We start from the raw sequence: 20,983 nt of genomic DNA on the forward strand, positions 1-20,983 counted from the left end.
AAATGAACAGACCGAAGCTAGGTCTTATCGGCTTGATTAAGGAAGAAGCGGAAAAGGATTTTTGGGGAACGATGCAGCGCGTGGCTGACATCGGCTATGAAGGCATCGAAGGAGCCGGCGAGCTTCTGCAAGGAGATGTGAAAGCCAATGTCAGGCGGTTTCATGAACTCGGTTTGCAAGTAGCCACTCATAGCGCGAGCTTGGATCATTTGCGCAACGACCTCGACAAAATCATTGAGGAAGCGTTGTCCTTGGAAACTTCCCATGTCACCTTATGGTGGGCGCCCTGCAACTCGAAAGAGGAGCTGCTGCGCGACGCCGAGCTGTACAATGCCGCAGGCGCACGGCTCGCTGCCGAAGGGTTGAAGCTGTGCTACCATAACCACGACCACGAATTCAAAACCACCTTCAACGGCCTGTATGCGCTGGACATTCTGGCGGAGCATACCGATCCGAAATCGTTGTATTTCCGCATGGATGTGGCTTGGATAACAGTCGGCGGAGCCGATCCGGCTCACATCTTGCGCAAAATGGCAGGCCGCGTCCCCGCCATACATATCAAGGATGTTTATGGGACGGACGTGGTCGGCAAATGGACGGCAATCGGAACCGGCATCGTCAGCATCCACGACTCGATCCGGGCGGCGTGTGAAATCGGCGGGGTCGAATGGATGACAGTCGAGCAGGATCAGCTGCGCAACTTGACCGCATTCGAAACGGTGCTGGTCAGTTACCTTAATTTGAAAGAGGCTGGTCTGGTTTAATCTTCTATGAGCATGACAGGAGGATATGATCCCCTCATGGCAGACAGTGAAAAAAGAGTTCATGCCATCATGAACTCGGCGCTGTTGATCGGAGGGGATTTTTCTATGCCGCCAAAGAAGGTCCGAACAGTTGAACGCATGGAAGAAAGAAGTCATTCTTCTCCGATTATGTGCAAGACGCAGCGCACATATAAGGAATGTCGAGTTACTTTAATCAAAGCAATAGAGTTCAATTTGTCGACTCTTCCCTTGCCAGTGAGATGAGGCAATCTCATGTTCAAGGTCAAGATGAACTTCATCCGAATTTTCAACCTATAAAAAGACGGCAAGTTATATTAGCAATTGTTTATATAAATGATTGCTAATATAATAGCGGGAGAAGTTCGTGCTGGAGGTGCATAGTGGAAGCTAGGATGGAACAATTAACCGGACATTTGAAGCTATTGGGGGACAAATCAAGGCTCATGATCCTTGCCTGCCTTCGGGAGCGGGAGTTGTGCGTGTGCGATCTTGTCGAGCTGGTCGGATTGTCCCAGCCTGGCGTCAGCCAGCATCTGAGGAAGCTCAAGGAGGCCGGATTCGTGAAGGAATCCCGCAGAGGGACCTGGATCTACTATTCTTTAAGCCTGGAAGACAAATCTCATGTGGAATCGATTTTAAGCTGCATCCCGCCGCAAACCGAACGGCTGAACCGGTTGAAGGGCTGCGGGGAATAAAGAGGGGTCAAAGATGGCAATCACGGCAGCAATTCTATTTGCAATTACACTACTATTCGTCATTTGGCAGCCCAAAGGACTCGGCATCGGCTGGCCGGCCGCCGGGGGAGCGATTGCCGCCTTGCTCTTTCAAGTCGTTACCCTCGAGGATGTGGCGGCGGTAACGGGAATCGTATGGAACGCGACGCTGGCTTTCATCGCCATCATCCTGATCTCGCTTGCTTTGGACGAGATCGGCTTTTTTGAATGGTCCGCCCTGCATATGGCTCGGCTGGCCGGCGGAAGCAGCCTGCTCATGTTCATTTATATGATATTGCTGGGGGCGGCCGTATCGGCTCTGTTCGCAAACGACGGAGCCGCGCTCATCATGACTCCGATCGTACTGGCGGTGGTGCGCGCGCTCCGGTTCGACGATCGGATGGTTCTGCCTTTCGTCATGGCGAGCGGCTTCATTGCGGACACCGCATCCTTGCCGCTTGTCGTCAGCAATCTCGTCAATATCGTCTCCGCCGATTTTTTCGGCATCTCTTTTGACGAATACGCCAGCCGCATGATCGTTCCATCGCTGTTCTCCATAGCGGCCAGCCTGCTCGTGCTGTACCTGTTCTACCGGAAAAGCATCCGCGGCAGCTATACGGTCGGCGAGCTGAAAAATCCGCGGGACGCCATCAAGGATCCCCGGCTGTTCAAGCTCGCCTGGATCGTGCTGGCGGCTCTTCCGATCACGTACTTTGCCAGCGGCTGGCTGCATGTTCCGGTTTCCATACCGGCCGGAGCGATAGCGCTCCTGTTTCTGGCAGCCGTACGAAGGAGCCCGGAGGTGGATGTCCGGAAGCTGGTCAAAGGCGCTCCGTGGTCGATCGTCATCTTTTCAATCGGGATGTACGTCGTCGTATACGGCCTTCGGAATGCAGGGCTGATGGACTCGCTGACTTCCTTGTTCGAAGCCATCGGCCGGCAAGGCTTGCTGATGACGAGCATAGCTGCAGGGTTCATCGCAGCGGTGCTGTCCTCCGTCATGAACAATCTTCCGACGGTCATGATCGATGCGCTGGCTATCCAGGCGACGAAGACTAGCGGCGTCATTCGGGAAGCGATGATATATGCCAACGTCATCGGCTCCAATCTTGGGCCGAAAATTACGCCGATCGGCTCGCTGGCTACTCTCCTCTGGCTGCATGTCCTTTCCCGCAAAGGCTTGCGCATCGGCTGGGGGTATTATTTCAAAACGGGAATCGCGCTTACGGTTCCGACGCTGCTCATTACTCTGTCCGGACTCTATTTGTGGCTATCGTTCCTGTCCTTGAATGTCATTCATGTCTGGCTTGCGAATGCGGGCGCTGTTCTGATCTTTGCAGCCTTCGGCTGGCTGCTGATTGCAAGGTCAAAATCAAAAAGGAAAGGGGATATCCCGTCCTATGAACGCTAGACCGATCGTATATTTCTTATGTACCGGCAACTCCTGCCGCAGCCAGATGGCCGACGGCTTTCTCAAGGCGGAAGGGAGTGGACGGTTCGACGTCAGAAGCGCCGGCCTGGAGGCGCATGGCTTGAATCCCCGCGCGGTGCAAGCAATGAAGGAAGCCGGCATCGATATAAGCGGGCACAGCTCGGATGTGATCGATCCGGATTTGCTGAACGCGGCCGATTATGTCATTACCCTGTGCGGGCATGCGGACGAGCATTGCCCGGCCATTTCCAATCCGGACGTCGTCAAATGGCACTGGGGGTTCGAGGATCCAGCCAAGGCGACGGGAACGGAAGAGGAGATCATGGCGAAGTTCCGCGAGGTGCGCGATGCCATTCATGCCCGAATCGCCGATTTTGCACGGGAAAGCAAAAACGAGGCCGGCGAGGAGCCTTCCTCCCGTCCATAATGCTTGTTTTTCAACAGGCAGCAAAGGCATTCCGACGCCGCTCGCGTCCGAATGCCTTTTTGCTTGGCCCTGCATAGATGGAGCCGTGCCGTTCGGCGGTTACGTCTGGCTTTTCTTGATGTACGTCTTGACCTCCGGAGGCGTATACGCAGCGAATGTGTCCAGGAGCGAGGCCGGGTCGGAATCCGACAGCGCCATCGACAAGTATTTGTCCTGGAGGAACTGCTCCTTGTTCATATGGCCGAAGAAAGAGATCAGTCCGTCGTAGTAGCCGTCCACGTTCAGCAAGCCGATCGGCTTGCGGTGCAGGCCGAGCTGTCCCCAGGTGACGATCTCGAACAGCTCTTCCATCGTGCCCGGGCCGCCGGGCATCGCGATGAATCCGTCCGCGAGCTCGGACATTTTCAGCTTTCTTTCGTGCATGGACCCGACCACGATCAGCTCGGTCAGTCCTCGATGGGAAATCTCCCTTTCCTCCAGCATCGTTGGAATGACGCCGATGACCTGACCGCCCGCCTGCAGAACGGAATCGGCAAGCACTCCCATGATGCCGACGCTTGCCCCACCATAGACGAGGGTGATGCCCCTGCGCGCCAGCTCCGAGCCGAGTCTGGCCGCTCCTTCGGCATAGGTCGGCCTGGCGCCCATGCTGGATCCGCAAAATACCGCGATTGCATTCAAATGCATCTACCTCCCCTAAAAGCTGTCCTCTCATTATACCAACGAGAAGCCTGGAGAGATGTTGAAAAAAAGAAAAAGGCAGCCGAACGCAATCGTTCGGCCGCCGGATGCAGGAAGGACAGAGATCAGGATAGAGGCTGCTGAAAAAAAAAAGCGAAGGGCGCGGAATCGTTCTGGAGAAAGGAAGGGGGCCGGAAGAATGATTCGCGCACGCAGCGACAACTTTTTCAGCGGCTCATCCGAATACGGTCGCTTTCTTGCTCGTGGAGGCGATGCCGTTCGTGCCGTTGAATACGAGGCTGCCCCAGGAGGTCAGCGTCTTCCAGTCGGAGCTGCTGGCCAGATCAAGCCAGGCGTTCGCGCTGTCGTTGCCCGTCCATGACCAGGCCAGGTAGCCGATGCCTTTGGCCTGCGCCTGGTTCAGTACTTCCTGGGCGTTCACCTTGCAGCCCAGGTTGTTGCTGCCGTTGTTGTAGTTGTAGCCGAATTCTCCGACCGTGACGGCGAGGCCGAGGTTTTTGATCGCCTGCAGCTCGGTGCCGATGCGGCTGGAGTCGTTCCAGGACCCGTACATATGGATGGAGAACATGACGTTATGCTTCGGATCGTAGTTGAGCAGCGTTTTGCCGTAGGCTTTGATCGGGGAAGAGTTCTGACCCCAGCCGGAGCCGTCAATGACGATCGTATTGTTGATGCCGCCGCCCCGGAGCGTGGAGATCGCGGTCTGATAAGCGTCGCGCCAAGCGGTGTCGCTCAGGTCGCTGCCGCCCCATTCATTGGCGATGTTGACGAGTGTGTACTTCTCGTTGCTGTTCAAGACGGCTTTGACGTCGCTTCGGGCAAAGTATTTGGCCATGTCGTTCAGTCTGGCCGCGTCGTTGCTTCCCGTCACATCATGCAGCTCGATGACGGAAACCATCTTGAGCGCCTTGCAGCGGTCGATGATCTGCTGGAGACGGCTGGCGGTGCCGCTCGTGCTCCAGACGATGCGCACCGTGTTGGCGCCTTTCGCCGCAATGTCGGTCAGTGCCGCATAAGCCTGGCTGTCGAACCAGATATGCGGGTTGTTGACGCCTCTCATGACGAAGCTGCTGCCGTTCGCATCGAGCAGCGAGCTGCCGCTGACATAGAAGCCGTTGGCCGCGGCCCGGGCAGGCGGGGCGGACAGCAGCGGCAGGGCAAGCGCCAAGGCGATGGCGGACAAGGCGAGGCGGTTCAGCCATTTTTTCATGCTCATCAATGAATCTCTCCTTTACGATTGGATGTGCGGGTGTCGAATGCAGCAGCGGCAGTCAGCTTGAACCCAGGCAGGTTTTGCGGAGCCTCCTTTCGATTTCATTTTTGAAAGCGCTTTACTGGGGAGCAATTCGTATTATAGTCCATAATGCACCCGCTAAAAATGGAATGAGATGTGGTATTCGGCGGTTTAATTGGAAGATATTAGCACAAATGAAGACAAGAAAGCATAAGGAAAGACATGTCGCGGATGGGGATGGAGATGGTACATTTAAGAGTTACGGTGAAGCGCTTACACGAATGGGTGAAGCGAGGGATTAGTTCGTGGACATGCCGAGAAAAAGGAGCATCCGGCGAGATCCAGCCTGATGCTCCTTGACGGTATTTCTTATCAGACGCCGGAATAAGCCATGAACCCGCCGTCGACCGGCACGACCGTGCCGGTCACGAAGCCGGACGATTCGGAGTCGAGCAGCCAGAGCAGCGTGCCGAGCAGATCCTCCGGAACGCCGAAGCGGCGCATCGGCGTATGGGCGATAATCTTGCCGGACCGCTCCGTCCAGCTCCCGTCGGGATTTTGCAGCAGCCCGCGGTTCTGCTCCGTGAGGAAAAAGCCGGGAGCGATGGCGTTGACGCGGATTCCGGACTCGGCCATATGGACGGCCAGCCACTGCGTCCAGTTGTTGATCGCAGCTTTGGCGGCGCTGTAGGCAGGCACCTTGGTCATGGGGGACGGCGCGCTCATGGAGGAGACGTTGAGCACGGTGCCGCCACGTCCGAGCATCTGCCTGGCGAACGTCTGGGTCGGAAGGAGCGTTCCGACCATGTTGAGGTCGAACACGTTCCGGAAGCCCTGGACGCTGAGATCGAAGAACGAAACCGTCTTCTCGTCTTCCAGATCCCCGGAGCGGAAAATCTCGTTCGTCGTGTTGGCGCTGGGATGGTTGCCGCCGGCGCCGTTGACGAGAATGTCGCATGGACCGAGCCGCTCCAGCACGGACAGGGCAGCGGCAGCGACGCTGTCGGGATCGGTCACATCGCAGGAGAGCGCGATGGCCGTGCCGCCGGCTGCCGAGATTTCATCGGCGACGGCAGCCGCTTTGTCGAGGCTGCGGCCGAGGACGGCTACGCGGCAGCCCTGGCGGCCGAGCTCCAGCGCCATGACCCGGCAGAGCACGCCTGAGCCGCCTGTAATGACGACGGTTTTGCCCTCCAGAGAAGAATGCATCGGAAGCTGGCTCATGAAGCGTGTCCCTCCTTCGCGGCGGACGGAGGCCGGTAGCCTGCCGCGTCCCACAGGCCCCACAAATACATGATGCCGAGCGCGCGGTCGTACAGTCCGTAGCCGGGACGGCATTGCTCATCCCAGATATGGCGGCCGTGATCCGGGCGGGCGTAACCGTCGAAGCCGATGTCGTGGTAAGCCTTCACGATGCCCGCGATATCGACGGTTCCGTCCTGCGTCCGGTGGGAAGTCTCGATGAAATCTCCGTTGTCGAACACCTTGACGTTGCGGATGTGGGCGAACGGAATGCGGTCCGCGAATTCGTGGATCATGCCCACGATGTCGTTGGCGGGGTTCGCTCCGAGCGAGCCGCTGCACAGCGTAATGCCGTTGGCGGGACTGTCATGGAGAGCGAGGAAGCGGCGCAGGTTGTCCTGACCGGTGATGATGCGCGGCAGGCCGAAGATCGGCCATGGCGGATCGTCCGGGTGGATGGCCATCCGGATGCCGAGCGTTTCCGCTGCCGGGATGACCTTGTCGAGAAAATACTTCAGCTGATCCCAGAGATGCTCCTCGGTCACTCCGCGGTACGCCTCGAACAAGGAAGCGAGATGGGAGAGGCGCTCCGGCTCCCAGCCCGGCATCGTGAGCGTGGAATTCGCGTTTATTTGCCGGACGAGCTCGAACGGATCGACGTTTTCAATTCGGCTCTTCTCATAGAACAGCGCGGTCGAGCCGTCTCCGCTGGGATGATGAAGATCGGTGCGCAGCCAGTCGAAGACGGGCATGAAGTTGTAGCAGATGACCTTCACGCCGGCCTGGGCCAGCTTTTCCATCGTTTTTATGTAGTTCTCGATGTAGGCATCCCGGCTCGGGAGTCCGAGCTTGATGTCCTCGTGGATGTTGACGCTCTCGACGACATTGATGCCGAGGCCATGCGCCGCTGCCTGATCGCGGAGCGCGAGGATCCGGTCCAGCGGCCATTCCTCTCCGGCCGGAATATCGTGCAGCGACCAGACGATGTCGGTGACGCCTGGAATTTGCCTGATTTGGCTCAAGGTGACGGTATCGTTGCCTTCGCCGAACCAGCGGAAGCTCATTTTCACTGGGCATTCTCCTTTTCCGGCTTGAAATAGTGCGGATATTCCTTCTTGAGCAGCTCCTGGTCGGCGATGCCGAGCCGCAAATGCTGCCTCATGAGATCGTCGGCCGCTTCCTCGCGTCCATCGGCGATCGCCTCCGCCATGGCGGCATGCTGCTCGTACAGATGGCTCCAATGGGGATCCGTCGCCAGTCGGAGCAAGCGGGCCCGGTTCAGATGAAGATTCATCTGCTGGATGACCGACCAGGTGTTCAGCTTGCCGCAGCCCTCGAACAGCGTGCGGTGGAAAGCTTCGTCGAGCTCGAAGAGCTTGCGGTCGTCGAGCTGCGTCATCGCATCCTGCTGGGCCCGGAGATTGTCCCGCAGCGCGGAGAGCGAGAGCGGAGGGAAGCCGGCGCAGGCGAGCCGGATGACGGCTCTCTCCAGCTGCTCCCTCATGAAGCGGGCTTCCTCCACAAGCTCCGGGTCGATCAGCGAGACGAAGGTGCCGCGCTGAGGGAGCACTTGAACCAGCTGTTCCTGAGCAAGCCGCAGAAAAGCTTCCCGTACGGGAGTGCGGCTGACGCCGTAGGAGGCGGCCGAGTCCTTTTCGGACAGAGCCGTTCCGGGAGGCAGCTCCAGGCTGAGAATCTGTTCTCTCAAGCCGGCGTATACGATGTCGCGAGTGGATGAACCGCGAGTGACGAGGGGTTCGTTCATGGCGGTATCGCCTCCTCCCTTTTGATACTACCATACTACCATACCAGTTTGATAGCGTTTTCTTATTGAACATGCAGCTGCTTCCTGTATTCGGATGGAGAAAAGCCTGTCCAGCGCTTGAACTGGCGGCTGAAGTGGGCGATGTCGCGATAGCCGAGCATGCCGGCGATCATCTGGATCGAATACTTCGAGTCGGACAGCAGATGCCTGGATTCATGCAGGACGAGCGAGGACCAGTAGGCGCGCGGAGACTGGCCGTACACCTCGCGGAACACCCGGCCGCAATGGGAGACGCTGATGCCGAGCTCCGAGGCGATCTCCCGGATGCCTTGCCCCTCGTCCCGTCCGTGCCCCGGCTCGAAACGCAGGACGGAAATGCTCTGCAGGCGCCCGGCGATCTCATGGGCCAGCTCCTCCTTGCCGTAGGCGCGCGGCGGCAGCTGGCTGACTTCCTGCGAGACGGCGTCCCAGAGCAGCGCGAACAGCTCGAAGACGGCGGATTGCAGCCGCATGCGGGCGGATACCGAGCGCGAGTCCGGATCGAGCTCGGGCTCCAGCATTTTGCGGAGAATCGGGCTCACCTTGCGCGCCAGCGCGCTGTCCTCCTTGAACAGCACCTGCTCCAGCCGCCCGAGCATCGGGAGGAACAGCCGATCGTCCAGATCGAAATGGAGGCAGAAATAAGTGAAGGGCCTGCCGTCTCCGCTGCGGCTGTTGTGCAGCTCGCCCGGACGGATCAGGAGCAGGTCGCCGGGACCCTGAGCGTACTCGGCGCCGCCGACCGTCATGACCTGGCGGCCGTCCAGCAGGTAGTTGATCTCATACTGGGGGTGATGGTGAAGGGGATACTGCCAGTCTCCGCGCACCTTCCTCTTATGGATGCCGAACAGGTTCAGCGTCGTTTTGACATCGGGGAACATTGTCTCGGAAATGCTGCCGCCGGCTTCGGGCGGCATGGCGGAATCGGCCATCTGTCGTTTCCCTCCCGTGCTTGTTCGGACTCGTCGGCTTCATTATAATCTCTGGCGCGATTTGGGTAAATATCCGGCGGATTTGACCATGTTCCCAAGCGGAACCGGCATGCTAGGATGGAAGTAATCGCTTTCAGAGAGGGGCTGCCTTTCATGGCCGACAACAGGTTCTACAACGCTCATCATTCTCCGATAGGAGCATTCGCCAGCTTCACGCTCGGATTTCCCGGCGCCAAGGGAGGACTGGGACTTGAGCTTGGACGTCCGGCCGACCAGAACGTCTATATCGGCCTTCAATCCCGGGACGGGACTTATTATGAAGCTCTGCCTTTCTTCGGGGAGCTCGGCGACGAGGCTGCCCGCTACGATGTGGAGAAAAAGGATAAAAAAGACCAGGCGCTGCTGCAAACGTTCGATCGGGCCGGAATCAAGCGCAGGCTGGCTGCGGGAGAGGATGTCTGGGCAGCAGGGGACATGACGTTCCGCATTCTGTCGCCCGTTCGTCCCGTGCCGGATCCGTCCGCGGGATCGGATGAAGAGCTGAAGGCCGCCCTCGTGCCGGCGGTATTCGCCGAGCTGACCGTCGACAACCGCAGCGGCGATGCCGCGCGACGGGCGTTCTTCGGTTATGAAGGCAACGACCCTTACAGCGCCATGCGGAGAATCGGAGCCGATGGCGATTCCTTCACGGGCGTCGGTCAAGGCCTGTGCACCGCAATCGCCGCGGCTGCGGACGCCGGGATCAAGACCGGCCTCGGCTTCTCGATGGAAAGCATTCTGACGGCGAAGCATCCCCAGCATCTTCAGTTCGGACTCGGCGGCACGGGCGCGCTGCTTATGGAGGTTCCTGCCGGCGAGCGGCGCACGTTCCGCTTCGCGGTGTGCTTCTTCCGCGGCGGCGTTGTGACGACGGGCATGGAGACGTCGTATTTCTATACCCGCTTTTTCACCAGGATCGAAGACGTAGCGGCCTATTCACTCCGGCATTTCGACGAGCTGGCCGACTCGTGCCGCGCCGCGGACAAATGGAGCGGAAGCGGCAGGCTGTCGGACGATCAGGCGTTCATGCTCAACCACGCCATCCACAGCTATTACGGCAGCACGCAGCTGCTCGACGCGGACGGCGAGCCGGTCTGGGTCGTCAACGAAGGCGAGTACCGGATGATGAATACGCTTGATCTGACGGCCGACCAGCTCTATTACGAGCTGGAGATGAATCCTTGGACCGTACGCAACGAGCTGGACTGGTTCGTCAAAAGGTACAGCTATAGAGATTCGGTCCGCTTCCCCGGAGAGGAGCGGGAGCATCCCGGCGGACTCGCTTTCACGCATGACATGGGCGTAGCCAATGCCTTCTCCCGGCCGCAGCATTCCGCCTACGAGCTGGCGGGCATCGAGGGCTGCTTCTCCTATATGAGCCATGAGGAGCTGGTCAACTGGCTGTGCTGCGCGGCGGTCTACATCGAGCAGACCGGCGACAGGGACTTCCTGGAGCGGATGCTGCCGGTGCTGCAGGACGGCTTCGAGAGCATGCTGAACCGCGATCATCCGGTGCCGGGCGAGCGCAACGGCTTGATGGGGCTCGACAGCAGCCGCACGGACGGCGGCGCGGAAATTACGACCTACGACAGCCTCGACGTCTCGCTCGGCCAGTCCCGCAACAACATCTATATGGCGGGCAAATGCTGGGCCGTCTACGTGGCGCTGGAGAAGCTGTTCGCATCCGAAGGGCTTGACGGGCTCGCCGCCGAAGCCGGAGCGCAGGCGGACCGGGCGTCGTCGTCGATCGCAGCCCAGCTCAACGATCGCGGCTATATCCCGGCTGTGATCGGGGAGAACAACGACTCCCGCATCATCCCGGCCATCGAAGGGCTCATCTTCCCCTACTTCACCGGCAACCGGGAAGCTCTCGATCCCAACGGACGCTTCTCCGCCTACCTCGCTGCGCTGCGGACGCATCTGGATACGGTGCTCACAACGGGAACCTGCCTGTTCGAAGACGGCGGATGGAAGCTCTCGTCGACGAGCGCCAATTCCTGGCTGAGCAAGATCTATCTCTGCCAATTCATCGCCAGGGAGATTCTCGGCCTCCCATGGGACGGCCGCGGAGCCGCTGCGGACGCCGCACACGCCGCATGGCTGAAGCATCCGGAGCTGTCCTACTGGGCATGGAGCGACCAGATTCTGAGCGGCGAGATCATCGGCAGCAAGTATTATCCGCGCGGAGTGACGGCCATTCTATGGCTGCGGGAAACGGCTTCTGCGGCAGCCGCGATGGAAGGGGGAGTCCGGAATGCAGCGCTCAGCGGAAGCTAAGCCGGGCACCGGCTACGAAGCGTGGCTGGGAAGCCCTCCGGCGGCGGCAGCCGTGCGGGAGCAGGCCGCATCGTGGGCAGCCTGTCTCCACGCTCCCGAGAGTGATGCTCCTGTCGCATCCGCGCTGGAGGAGCTGAGGCGGGCGGTCGAAAGCTTAATCGGCCAGGCTCCGAAGGACGGAATGCCGTCCGACGGCGTCCGAGGCATCGTTCTCGGAACCTTCCGCGGCTGTCCGCAGGCTGCGGCGGCGTTCAGCGAGGAGGAGAGAGCGGCATCCGCCGGTGAGAGCTACCGGATCCGGACGGCCGGCAGCAGCATCGTTGTCGGCGGCTCCCGCGCGGCCGGCGTGCTCTACGGCACCTTCCACCTGATCCGGCTGCTCCGTGCGGGAGCGCCGCTGTCCGGGCTCGACATCGCCGAAGCTCCCGCCAATGGACTGCGCATGATCAACCAGTGGGACAATGGCGACGGCAGCGTCGAGCGCGGCTACGCGGGGCGCTCCATCTTTTACCGGGACGGGCAGATCGCCGAGGATACAAGCCGCATCCGGGATTACGCGCGCCTGCTGTCGTCCGTCGGCATCAACGCCATCTCCATCAACAACGTCAACGTGCATGCGCGCGAGACCCGCTTCACGGGAGAAGAGGATCTGCCGAAGATAGCGAGAATCGCCGGCGTCTTCCGGGAATGGGGCATCTCTCTCTATCTGAGCGCCAACTTCGCCGCTCCGTGCGAGACCGGCGAGCTGGAGACGGCCGATCCGCTTGATCTTTCGGTCCGGCAGTGGTGGAGCCGGACAGCGGCCCGCATCTATAGCCATATTCCGGATTTCGGCGGGGTTCTCGTGAAAGCGGATTCAGAATTCAGGCCGGGGCCGTTCACCTACGGCCGGGATCATGCCGAAGGCGCCAATATGCTGGCCGATGCGCTGGCGCCGTTCGGCGGCCGCGTCATCTGGCGCTGCTTCGTCTATGACTGCAAGCAGGACTGGCGGGACCGCAAGACGGATCGGGCCAGAGCCGCATACGACCACTTCAAGCCGCTTGACGGCAGGTTCAGGGACAATGTCTTCCTGCAGGTGAAGAACGGGCCGATGGACTTCCAGGTCAGGGAGCCCGCATCTCCGCTCTTCGGAGCGATGCCGGACACGAACATGCTGGCGGAGTTCCAGATCGCCCAGGAGTACACCGGCCAGCAGAAGCATCTCTGCTATCTCGTTCCGCAATGGAAGGAAGTGCTCGATTTCGATACGCATGCGCGCGGCGAAGGGTCCTTCGTCAAGGCGGTCGCCAGCGGCAGGCTGCACGGCCGCGAAGCCGGAGGCATGGCGGCCGTATCCAATATCGGGGACGACGACAACTGGACCGGCCATCTGCTCGCACAGGCGAATCTGTACGGCTTCGGCCGGCTCGCCTGGAATCCGGAGCTGACGGCTCTGGAGATCGCGGAGGAATGGTCCGGACTCGCCTTCGGGACCGAGGGCAAGGCGGCCGGGACGGTCATTTCCATGCTGATGGAATCCTGGAGCATCTATGAAGCCTATACGGCGCCTCTGGGCGTCGGCTGGATGGTAAAGCCGAACCATCATTACGGACCCGACGTGGACGGCTATGAATATTCCATGTGGGGCACGTACCACTTCGCCGACCGGGACGGCATCGGGGTCGACCGCACGAGCGGAACGGGAACCGGATACGCCTCCCAATATTTCCCTCCGAATCGGGAGCGCTTCGAGCAGACGCATGCGACCCCGGACGAGCTGCTGCTGTTTTTCCACCACGTCCCTTACCGCCATGTGCTGCATTCCGGCAAGACGGTCATCCAGCATATTTACGATTCTCATTTTCATGGAGCCCGGAGAGCGGAAGAGCTGGCTGCGCAGTGGGAATGTCTGGAGGGCGAGATTCCGGAGCCTGCCTTCGGGGAAACGCTGGGACGCTTCCGGCATCAGGCCGAGCATGCCCGCGAGTGGCGGGATGTCATCAATACGTACTTCTTCCGCAAAAGCGGCATTCCGGACGAGAAGGGGCGCAGGATTTTCTGACGTCCCGGGAAGGCCGAAGCTTTTGATGTTATGGACTATTCGAGTCTGATCCATGCTTGCAGAGCCGGGCGGCCGGGAAAGGAAGGAGGCAGGGAAGAGCATGAGAACGGTCCGCCATGTCATGGATTGGCTTCAGGGAGCGGGTCAGCCGGCGTCATCCGTCGACGGACTGCTCGCCGGCAGCGCGGACGCCGGGCTGAAGGGAGTCGCGGTCGCCTTCAACGCCTCGCTGGCCGTGCTGGAGAAGGCGGCGGCGGCGGGCGCCAACCTGCTCGTCGTCCATGAAGGCATCTGCTACAGCCACGACGACCGGGCGGAGTGGTCCGCCGGAAGCCGGTCAGCCGGCTTGAAGCGGCAATGGATCCGGCAAGCGGGGCTGGCCGTCTATCGTTCCCACGACGGTCCGCATCGGCGCAATCCGGATTGGATCACGGAAGGACTGGTGTCGAGCCTCGGCTGGGGGGATGCCGTAGAGCAGGTGCTGCCGGCGGCGGCGATCGTGCGCCTGCCGGAGCCGTCGACGGCCCGCTCCGTTGCGGAGCATATCAAACGCAAGCTGAACGTTCCCTGGCTGAGAGGAATCGGAGGCCTGGATTATCGATGCAGCCGGATCGGCATCGCAGTCGGATACAGAGGCGGCGGATCCGTCGCCGTGCCTCTCTATGAGGAGTCCGGCGTCGATCTGGTCGTCGCCGGAGAAGGTCCGGAATGGGAAACGCCGGAATATGTCCGGGATTCCCTGCATCGCGGCGATCGGAGGTCGCTGCTGCTGCTGGGGCATGCGGCCAGCGAAGAGCCCGGCATGCGGCTGCTCGCGGAACGGCTGCAGGCCGCCGTTCCCGAAATTCCGGTTCATTTTATCGAAGATGCCTATTCATTCACCGTATTGTAGAGACGGAAGGCAAGCACGGGCAATAAAATTCAACGAGGAGGCGGGAAAGCATGGGTCAAGCAGGCAGCGGAGCGTTCCATACCGGGACGTATCGAAATGTGTTCATGGAAGCGGGCTATCCGTCCGAAGAAATCGCTGCACGGGTGGAGGAGACGTGGAGCAAGCTGTTCGAAGGCGGCGAAGAGACGCGGATCTATTATGAAGCCGGCAGCGACAAGGGCTATCTGCTCGATACGGGCAACCTGGATGTCCGGACGGAAGGAATGTCCTACGGCATGATGATGGCCGTGCAATTGGACCGCAAGGACGTGTTCGACCGGATCTGGCGCTGGTCCTATGAATATATGCATATGAAGGAAGGCTGGGGCGAGGGGTATTTCGCCTGGTCCTGCAATACGGACGGCTCGCGGCGCTCGGACGGCCCGGCGCCGGACGGAGAGGAATACTTCGCGCTGGCGCTCTTCTTCGCCGCCAACCGCTGGGGGGAAGGCGAGCATCCGCTGGATTACAGCGCCAAAGCGAGGGACATCCTCCGGGCCTGCCTGCACAAGGGAGAGGATGGAAGGCCCGGCGATCCGATGTGGAACCGGGACAACAAGCTGATCAAGTTCATTCCGAACTGCGAGTATTCGGATCCTTCCTACCATCTGCCCCATTTCTATGAATTGTTCGCGCTCTGGTCCGATCCGGAGGACCGCTCCTTCTGGAAGGAAGCGGCCGAGGCCAGCAGGGCGTATATCCATCTCTCCAGCCATCCGGACACCGGACTGGCGCCGGAGTACGCCCATTATGACGGAACGCCGAACGACGACCGCGGCTACGGCAAGTTTTTCAGCGATTCGTACCGGGTCGCGGCGAACATCGGCCTGGACTACGAATGGTTCCGCGCCGATCCGGAGCAGACGGCGGTCGCCGATCGCATTCAATCGTTCTTCGCGGACAAATCCCCCGAGGATTATCGCCGCTATGAGATCGACGGCACTCCGCTGGACGAAAAATCGCTCCATCCGGTCGGACTGGCCGCGACCAACGCCATGGCCGCGCTGGCAACCGGCGGGGAGCTTGCGCTGAATACTGTGCGCCGGTTCTGGGATACGCCCGTGCGTACCGGAGAGCGCCGTTACTATGACAATTGCCTGTATATGTTCGCGATGCTGGCGCTGAGCGGAAGCTACCGCATCTGGATGCCCGACGAAGATGCTGCCCTGAGCTGATCAACCCGTAGGAGGGATACGATGCACAAGGTCATGCTGGTCGACGACGAAGGCTATGCCCGGCAGGGATTGCGGAGCATGATCGATTGGGAAGCCTGCGGCTACGAGGTATGCGCGGAAGCCGAGGACGGAGAGGAAGCGCTCCGGATGATCGGGGAGCATGCCCCCGATCTGGTCATCACCGACATTCGGATGCCTGTCCTGAGCGGTCTGGAATTGATCCGTTCGGTCCGGGGAACAGGCAATCATTCCGTCAAGTTCATCATTGTCAGCGGGTATGGAGACTTCAGCTATGCGCAGCAGGCGATCAAGTTCGGCGTCCGGGACTTCATCCTGAAGCCGGTGGACGATGGCGAAATGATGGAGGCGCTGCAAGGGCTGGCCTCCCAGATCGAGAAGGACGAGCAGGCCGGGGAGCGGTCCTTCCGGCAATCGCGGAAGGCGCTCGAAAGCCTGCTGCGGGGTCAGAGCTCCGGCGAAGAGCTGCAGAGGCATGGAGAGCTGCTCGGCCTCGATCCGGAAGGCTCCTGCTGCTACCTCATCCTGGAAGCCAACGGCATCCTGTCGTTCATGGGAGCGGAGCAGCCCGAGCAGCGGGCGGGCGAGCTGCGGCTGGAAATCGCCGGCTGCGCCGAGCAGCTCGGACTGACTCCTCGTCCATGCGTTCTGCTGGAGCATAAGCCGGGCGTCTACGGACTGCCGGTCGTTCTCCCTTCTTCATCCGGGCTGTCCGCCGAGGAAGCCGCCGACCGTCTCGCCGAGCGGCTGCGGCGCCGTACGGGGCTGCTGTTCACCGGTTATCTGGGCGAACAGGTTGAAGGGCTCAAGCAGCTCAAGCATGGTTACCGCACCGCCCTCGATGCGATGCAGTTCAAGTTCGCCTATCCGGAGAAAAGAACCTTCGGCTATGGGAGACTGAAGGGAGAGGAGCTGCGCCGGCTTGAATTCGAGCCGGCCGAATATGCCCGTCTGCAGGAGCAGATCGAGGACGCCGACCCCGACAAGCGGAATGCGGGCATCGAGTGGATTTTCGACCAGTTCCGCAGCAAGCGGTATACGCCGGACGCGGTCCACAATGCCGTCAATCGCTTCGTTTTCGGAGCGATCGGCACGATCCGCTCCTTGCAGGGGGACGAGAAGGAGCTGCTCTCCCTGGATCCGATTCTGTCCTGGAGGGATTATCCGGTTTCTCCATGCGGGCTGAGAGAGCTGTTCCGAGCGTTCGCCGAAGAAAGCTCGGAGATGGCAAGCCGGCTGCGGAAGAGCAACGCCAAGGGCGATATCGTCAAGATCAAGCAATATATTGACAGCCGCTACAACGAGGACATCAGCCTCAAGAGCATTGCCGCCCGGTTTTATATGAATCCCGTCTATCTCGGGCAGCTGTTCAAGAAGAATTACGGCGTCTACTTCAACGATTATCTGCTGCAGCTTCGGGTCCACAACGCCAAAAAGCTGCTTCGCCAGACGGAAATGAGAGTGTACGAAGTCGCCCGCAGCGTCGGCTTCGACAACCCGGACTATTTCATCTGCAAATTCGAGAAGGTAGAGGGCAAATCGCCGACCTCCTACCGCAACGAGCTGTTGGCCAAAACATGACGGAGAGGGCAAGTGTTATGCGATTCAGCTTGAATCATGTGCGGCTCCGGGACAAAATGCTGATCGTGTATCTGGTCTGCGTGCTGATCCCGATCGTGCTGACCGACTTTGTGTTCTATCAGGTGACGACGCATCACGTCAAACAGCAAAAGCTGAACGACATCTCCATGGCCATGGAGCAGATCCGGCGCGACTTCCTCGAGCAGATGGATGTCGCGGCCGGAATTTCTTCTATTCTCTACACCGACGCCAAGCTGAACGAGACGATCGAAAAGCCGTATGCCGGCGCATCCGAATACGTCGATTCCTACTATTCGGACATCAGCCCGACCTTGTACCGGTATTCGCCGATCTACAAATCCGTCAGCAATATTACGATCTACACCGACAACCCGACCATCATCGGAGGCGGAGGGGTGCTTCCGATCTCGGAGGAGGTCGAGGCGACGCCTTGGTACCGCGCCCTGGAGATGCCCGGCAGGAGGGCGCCGGTCGTCGTCCGCAACGATGTGGAGACTTCGCGCGGCCTGGAGACGGTATACAGCTTCGTCCGCAAGCTGGACTACTTCCAGTCCCAGTACGCCCGCCATTCCGTCGTCAAAATCGACATCAGCTACGATGCGGTCGCGAGCCTGTTCCGCAACTCGACCCTGCAGGGCGACCTGTATCTGGTCAACGATCTGGAGCTGATCGATTACGCTTCGGGCTCCGCTCTGGACTGGCAGCATCGCTCGCTCGCTTATGCGAGCCATGCGTCTCCGAGCGACGGCATCGCGGTCACCAAAAGCATCGAGAACGTCGACTATTTGAAGGGCTGGCGGATCGAAGGCGTCTTTCCGGAGCACCGCGTTCTGCAGGATGTCTACAAGTCCCGCAATTTTGTCGTTTATCTCGCCCTGCCGAATCTGCTCATCCCGACGCTGATCATCATCTGGTTCACCCGTTCGCTGAGCGTGCGGATCGTCCGCATTCTCAAGCATATGAAGAGGGTGAGGAACCATCACTTCGATACGATCAAGCATCCCGACCATCGCGACGAGATCGGCCAGCTGACGAACGAGTTCAACCGGATGACCATGCAGATCAAAAATCTCATCGACGACGTGTATGTGGCCGACATTCAGCGCAAGGATCTGGAAATCAAGCGCAATCAAGCGCAGCTCCACGCTCTGCAGAGCCAGATCAATCCGCATTTCCTGTTCAACGCCCTGGAGACGATCCGCATGCGCAGCATCATCAAGAAGGAAGAGGAAACAGCCAAAATCATCCACAATATGGCCAAAATCTTCCGGCGCTCGCTGTCCTGGGACAAGGATTGGATGACCGTGCGGGAAGAGCTCGAGCTTGTCCATTGCTTCCTGGAAATTCAAAAGTACCGGTTCGGGGACAAGCTGATGTACGAGATCGACGTCGAGGACGAGGCGATGGAATGGCTCATTCCGAAAATGTCCATCCTGCCGTTCGTGGAAAATGCCAGCATCCACGGCATCGAGCCGAGCAAGAACGGCGGTCTGATCCGGCTCGCCATCCGGGCGGAAGGCCGGCAGCTGATCGCCGAGATCAAGGACGATGGAGCTGGCATGCCGGAGGAAGAGGTAGGAGCGATCGAGCGGATGCTGGAGCGGGAGGAGTCGTTCGGAGAGCATGTGGGCATCCAGAATGTCTACCGCCGGCTCCAGCTCTATTATCGCGACCGTTTTACGTTCAAGCTGGACAGCGAATGGCAGCGCGGGACGGCCATCCGCATCGCTTTCCCGCGCGAGCCGGAGGAGCGTTCCGCTTAATTCCTAAGGTTTTTGGGGTAACAGCTAAAGTTTGTCGGGTGTTGCGGCTCTCAGCCCTGCCTTACAATGAAAGTGCTTACAGAAAAGGGTTGCGCAATTTCGAGACTTTCATTGGTGGAAGGGGACATGACCAGCATGGTCAAACAAAAAATGGGCCTTCTCGCCCTTGCCGTCGCCATGGCGGCGGTGGCGGGCTGCAGCGGCAACAGCAGCAACAATGCCGGAAACCCGGCTCCCGCGTCATCGCCGGAAGCATCGGCTCCAGCCAATACGGATGCGGGCGGCGAGCCGAAGGAAGAGTTGAAACCGGTTACGTTCACGTATTTCAATGCCAACTCCCAGGTGCCGAACATCGACTCCAACAAAACGGAGATCGGCAAAAAGCTGGAGGAGCAGACCGGGGTCAACTTCAATCTTCAATATCCGGTCGGCGACGTCAATACGAAGATCGGCACGATGATCGCGAGCGGCAACTATCCGGATGTGCTGGCTCCGGATACCGCGATCGACAAGGTGCTCGACGCCAAGGCGTTCATTCCACTGAACGATCTGATCGAGAAGTTCGGACCGAACATCAAGCGCGTATACGGCCCTTATTACAACCTCATGAAAGCGGACGACGGCAACATCTACTTCCTGCCGTTCAGCCCGGTGGTCGGGGAGTACATCCCGAGCCCGACGATCGATCAAGGCGCCTTCTTCATTCAGCGCCGCGTGCTGAAGGAAGCCGGCTATCCGAAAATCAAGACGATCGACGAGTACTTCGACCTGATCAAGAAGTACAACGACGCGCATAAGACCGACAAGCTGACCGGCTTCAGCTCGCTGATCTACGACTGGCGGACGATGGGCATCTTCAACCCGCCGATGCATCTGGCCGGCTATCCGAACGACGGCGACGTCATCGTCGATATGAGCACCCATGACGCCAAGGTATACGCCAACAGCGACTACACGAAAACCTGGCTGAAAAAGCTGAACGAGGTCAACTCCGAGGGACTGTACGACCAAGCCTCGTTCGTCAGCAACTATGACCAGTATCTGGCCAAAATCTCCTCCGGCAAAGTGCTTGGATTCTTCGACTACGGCTGGCAGGCGAACCAGGCTCTCCAGAACATTAAAAAAACCGGCAACGACGATCTCGACTACATGCCGCTGCCGATCGTATTCGACAACAATACGACCGACCAGTATCTCGACCCTCCTTCCTTCATCAACAACCGCGGCGTCGGCATCACGACGGCGGCCAAGGATCCGGAGCGCATCATCAAGTTCTTCGACACGATGCTCAAGGAAGAGAACCAGGTGCTGATCCAATGGGGCATCAAGGGCGAAACGTACGAGGTGGACGACAAGGGCCGCTTCTACCGCACGCCGGAGCAGATCGAAATGCTGAAGGACAACGCCAAGCAGGAAAGCATCGGCTTCTCCTACTTCAACTACAGCTGGCCGATGTACGGCCAGGGCTCGACGCTTGCGGACGGCAACTCGTTCAACGCGGGACGCCAGCCGGAGGTCGCCCAAGCCTCCTTCACGGACGGCGACAAGCTGATCCTCGACAAATACGGGGTCAAGACGTTCTCGGAGCTGTTCGCCAAGCCCGAAGACCGCCCGTGGTACCCGGCCTGGAGCATCTCGCTCGAGCAGGGCTCGCCGGCGCAGATCTTCACGCAGAAGTCCAAGGACGTCAAGCTGAAATACTTCTCCAAGCTCGTGCTGGCCAAGCCCGATCAGTTCGACGGCATCTGGGACCAGTATCTCAAGGACTTCAACAAGCTCGACGTGAAAGCGTACGAAGACACCCTCACCAAAGAAGTCGCCGCCAAAATCGCCAAAACGCAAGGCAAGTAAGCCAGGCTGCTT

18 protein-coding genes are annotated in these 20,983 nt (G+C 59.6%); 12 read left to right on the forward strand and 6 right to left on the reverse strand.

Annotation, left to right across the window (positions count from 1 at the left end; genetic code table 11):
• Positions 1 to 2 precede the first annotated feature (2 nt).
• From VE23_RS01545 to arsC, 5 genes are all read left to right on the forward strand, one after another.
• Positions 3 to 764, forward strand: coding sequence for a sugar phosphate isomerase/epimerase family protein (locus VE23_RS01545; protein WP_049867131.1), 762 nt, complete (start codon positions 3 to 5; stop codon positions 762 to 764).
• A gap of 36 nt (positions 765 to 800) precedes the next feature.
• Entirely contained in the window at positions 801 to 1,028 is a 228-nt protein-coding gene (locus VE23_RS26285; protein ID WP_157053888.1) for a hypothetical protein, read from the forward strand.
• Between the two features lie 149 nt (positions 1,029 to 1,177).
• Positions 1,178 to 1,480: an ArsR/SmtB family transcription factor gene (locus VE23_RS01550; RefSeq protein WP_048748362.1), complete on the forward strand. Its 303-nt coding sequence runs from the start codon at positions 1,178 to 1,180 to the stop codon at positions 1,478 to 1,480.
• A 13-nt stretch (positions 1,481 to 1,493) separates the two neighbouring features.
• The gene (locus VE23_RS01555) at positions 1,494 to 2,909 is read left to right on the forward strand and encodes an arsenic transporter (RefSeq protein ID WP_021879775.1); all 1,416 of its coding nucleotides are present in this window, start codon (positions 1,494 to 1,496) and stop codon (positions 2,907 to 2,909) included.
• Complete coding sequence (gene arsC, locus VE23_RS01560) at positions 2,899 to 3,357, forward strand: arsenate reductase (thioredoxin) (RefSeq protein ID WP_048748346.1); 459 nt, start codon at positions 2,899 to 2,901, stop codon at positions 3,355 to 3,357. Before VE23_RS01555 ends, arsC begins: the two co-directional genes overlap by 11 nt.
• A 99-nt stretch (positions 3,358 to 3,456) precedes the next feature.
• Here the strand turns inward: arsC and VE23_RS01565 are convergent, their stop codons facing one another.
• The 6 genes from VE23_RS01565 to VE23_RS01590 all read right to left on the reverse strand — a co-directional run bounded on the left by VE23_RS01565 (position 3,457) and on the right by VE23_RS01590 (position 9,271).
• Entirely contained in the window at positions 3,457 to 4,038 is a 582-nt protein-coding gene (locus VE23_RS01565; RefSeq protein ID WP_157053889.1) for a TIGR00730 family Rossman fold protein, read from the reverse strand.
• A gap of 235 nt (positions 4,039 to 4,273) precedes the next feature.
• Positions 4,274 to 5,275 carry a cellulase family glycosylhydrolase gene (locus VE23_RS01570; RefSeq protein ID WP_127507736.1) on the reverse strand — a complete coding sequence of 334 codons (1,002 nt, stop codon included), beginning with the start codon at positions 5,273 to 5,275 and terminating at the stop codon, positions 4,274 to 4,276.
• 390 nt (positions 5,276 to 5,665) lie between these two features.
• The gene (locus VE23_RS01575; RefSeq protein WP_049867133.1) at positions 5,666 to 6,517 is read right to left on the reverse strand and encodes an SDR family oxidoreductase; all 852 of its coding nucleotides are present in this window, start codon (positions 6,515 to 6,517) and stop codon (positions 5,666 to 5,668) included.
• Positions 6,514 to 7,605, reverse strand: coding sequence for a mannonate dehydratase (gene uxuA / locus VE23_RS01580; protein ID WP_049867134.1), 1,092 nt, complete (start codon positions 7,603 to 7,605; stop codon positions 6,514 to 6,516). Before uxuA ends, VE23_RS01575 begins: the two co-directional genes overlap by 4 nt.
• Positions 7,602 to 8,300, reverse strand: coding sequence for a GntR family transcriptional regulator (locus VE23_RS01585; RefSeq protein WP_049867135.1), 699 nt, complete (start codon positions 8,298 to 8,300; stop codon positions 7,602 to 7,604). The genes uxuA and VE23_RS01585 overlap by 4 nt, the downstream gene beginning before the upstream one ends.
• A 62-nt stretch (positions 8,301 to 8,362) precedes the next feature.
• Complete coding sequence (locus tag VE23_RS01590) at positions 8,363 to 9,271, reverse strand: AraC family transcriptional regulator (RefSeq protein ID WP_049867136.1); 909 nt, start codon at positions 9,269 to 9,271, stop codon at positions 8,363 to 8,365.
• A 153-nt stretch (positions 9,272 to 9,424) separates the two neighbouring features.
• Between VE23_RS01590 and VE23_RS01595 the strand changes: the two genes are divergently transcribed.
• The 7 genes from VE23_RS01595 (at position 9,425) to VE23_RS01625 (ending at position 20,971) form a co-directional block, all read left to right on the forward strand.
• A complete protein-coding gene (locus VE23_RS01595) occupies positions 9,425 to 11,587 on the forward strand; it encodes a glycoside hydrolase family 52 protein (RefSeq protein WP_048748360.1) in 2,163 nt (720 codons plus the stop codon).
• Entirely contained in the window at positions 11,565 to 13,631 is a 2,067-nt protein-coding gene (locus VE23_RS01600; protein ID WP_049867137.1) for an alpha-glucuronidase family glycosyl hydrolase, read from the forward strand. The genes VE23_RS01595 and VE23_RS01600 overlap by 23 nt, the downstream gene beginning before the upstream one ends.
• Before the next feature lie 100 nt (positions 13,632 to 13,731).
• A complete protein-coding gene (locus VE23_RS01605; protein WP_049867138.1) occupies positions 13,732 to 14,523 on the forward strand; it encodes a Nif3-like dinuclear metal center hexameric protein in 792 nt (263 codons plus the stop codon).
• A gap of 50 nt (positions 14,524 to 14,573) precedes the next feature.
• On the forward strand, positions 14,574 to 15,737 hold the full coding sequence (locus VE23_RS01610; RefSeq protein ID WP_021879107.1) for a glycosyl hydrolase family 8: 1,164 nt from the start codon (positions 14,574 to 14,576) through the stop codon (positions 15,735 to 15,737).
• Positions 15,738 to 15,758: 21 nt separating this feature from the next.
• The gene (locus VE23_RS01615; protein WP_049867139.1) at positions 15,759 to 17,336 is read left to right on the forward strand and encodes a response regulator transcription factor; all 1,578 of its coding nucleotides are present in this window, start codon (positions 15,759 to 15,761) and stop codon (positions 17,334 to 17,336) included.
• A gap of 17 nt (positions 17,337 to 17,353) precedes the next feature.
• Complete coding sequence (locus VE23_RS01620) at positions 17,354 to 19,120, forward strand: sensor histidine kinase (RefSeq protein ID WP_048748338.1); 1,767 nt, start codon at positions 17,354 to 17,356, stop codon at positions 19,118 to 19,120.
• 135 nt (positions 19,121 to 19,255) lie between these two features.
• A complete protein-coding gene (locus tag VE23_RS01625) occupies positions 19,256 to 20,971 on the forward strand; it encodes an ABC transporter substrate-binding protein (protein WP_048748337.1) in 1,716 nt (571 codons plus the stop codon).
• Positions 20,972 to 20,983: the final 12 nt, after the last annotated feature.

Origin of the sequence: Paenibacillus sp. D9 (assembly GCF_001188365.1) — a bacterium.
Taxonomy (GTDB): Bacteria; Bacillota; Bacilli; order Paenibacillales; family Paenibacillaceae; genus Paenibacillus_O; species Paenibacillus_O humicus.

Coding starts and splice junctions, on each gene's coding strand:
- VE23_RS01590 (WP_049867136.1), bottom strand. CDS start 9,271: ATGGCCGATTCCGCCATGCCGCCCGAAGCCGGCGGCAGCATTTCCGAG.
- VE23_RS01595 (WP_048748360.1), top strand. CDS start 9,425: ATGGCCGACAACAGGTTCTACAACGCTCATCATTCTCCGATAGGAGCA.
- VE23_RS01550 (WP_048748362.1), top strand. CDS start 1,178: ATGGAACAATTAACCGGACATTTGAAGCTATTGGGGGACAAATCAAGG.
- VE23_RS01625 (WP_048748337.1), top strand. CDS start 19,256: ATGGTCAAACAAAAAATGGGCCTTCTCGCCCTTGCCGTCGCCATGGCG.
- VE23_RS01585 (WP_049867135.1), bottom strand. CDS start 8,300: ATGAACGAACCCCTCGTCACTCGCGGTTCATCCACTCGCGACATCGTA.
- VE23_RS01610 (WP_021879107.1), top strand. CDS start 14,574: ATGGGTCAAGCAGGCAGCGGAGCGTTCCATACCGGGACGTATCGAAAT.
- VE23_RS01570 (WP_127507736.1), bottom strand. CDS start 5,275: ATGAGCATGAAAAAATGGCTGAACCGCCTCGCCTTGTCCGCCATCGCC.
- VE23_RS01600 (WP_049867137.1), top strand. CDS start 11,565: ATGCAGCGCTCAGCGGAAGCTAAGCCGGGCACCGGCTACGAAGCGTGG.
- arsC (WP_048748346.1), top strand. CDS start 2,899: ATGAACGCTAGACCGATCGTATATTTCTTATGTACCGGCAACTCCTGC.
- VE23_RS26285 (WP_157053888.1), top strand. CDS start 801: ATGGCAGACAGTGAAAAAAGAGTTCATGCCATCATGAACTCGGCGCTG.
- VE23_RS01575 (WP_049867133.1), bottom strand. CDS start 6,517: ATGAGCCAGCTTCCGATGCATTCTTCTCTGGAGGGCAAAACCGTCGTC.
- VE23_RS01545 (WP_049867131.1), top strand. CDS start 3: ATGAACAGACCGAAGCTAGGTCTTATCGGCTTGATTAAGGAAGAAGCG.
- VE23_RS01615 (WP_049867139.1), top strand. CDS start 15,759: ATGCACAAGGTCATGCTGGTCGACGACGAAGGCTATGCCCGGCAGGGA.
- VE23_RS01605 (WP_049867138.1), top strand. CDS start 13,732: ATGAGAACGGTCCGCCATGTCATGGATTGGCTTCAGGGAGCGGGTCAG.
- VE23_RS01555 (WP_021879775.1), top strand. CDS start 1,494: ATGGCAATCACGGCAGCAATTCTATTTGCAATTACACTACTATTCGTC.
- VE23_RS01620 (WP_048748338.1), top strand. CDS start 17,354: ATGCGATTCAGCTTGAATCATGTGCGGCTCCGGGACAAAATGCTGATC.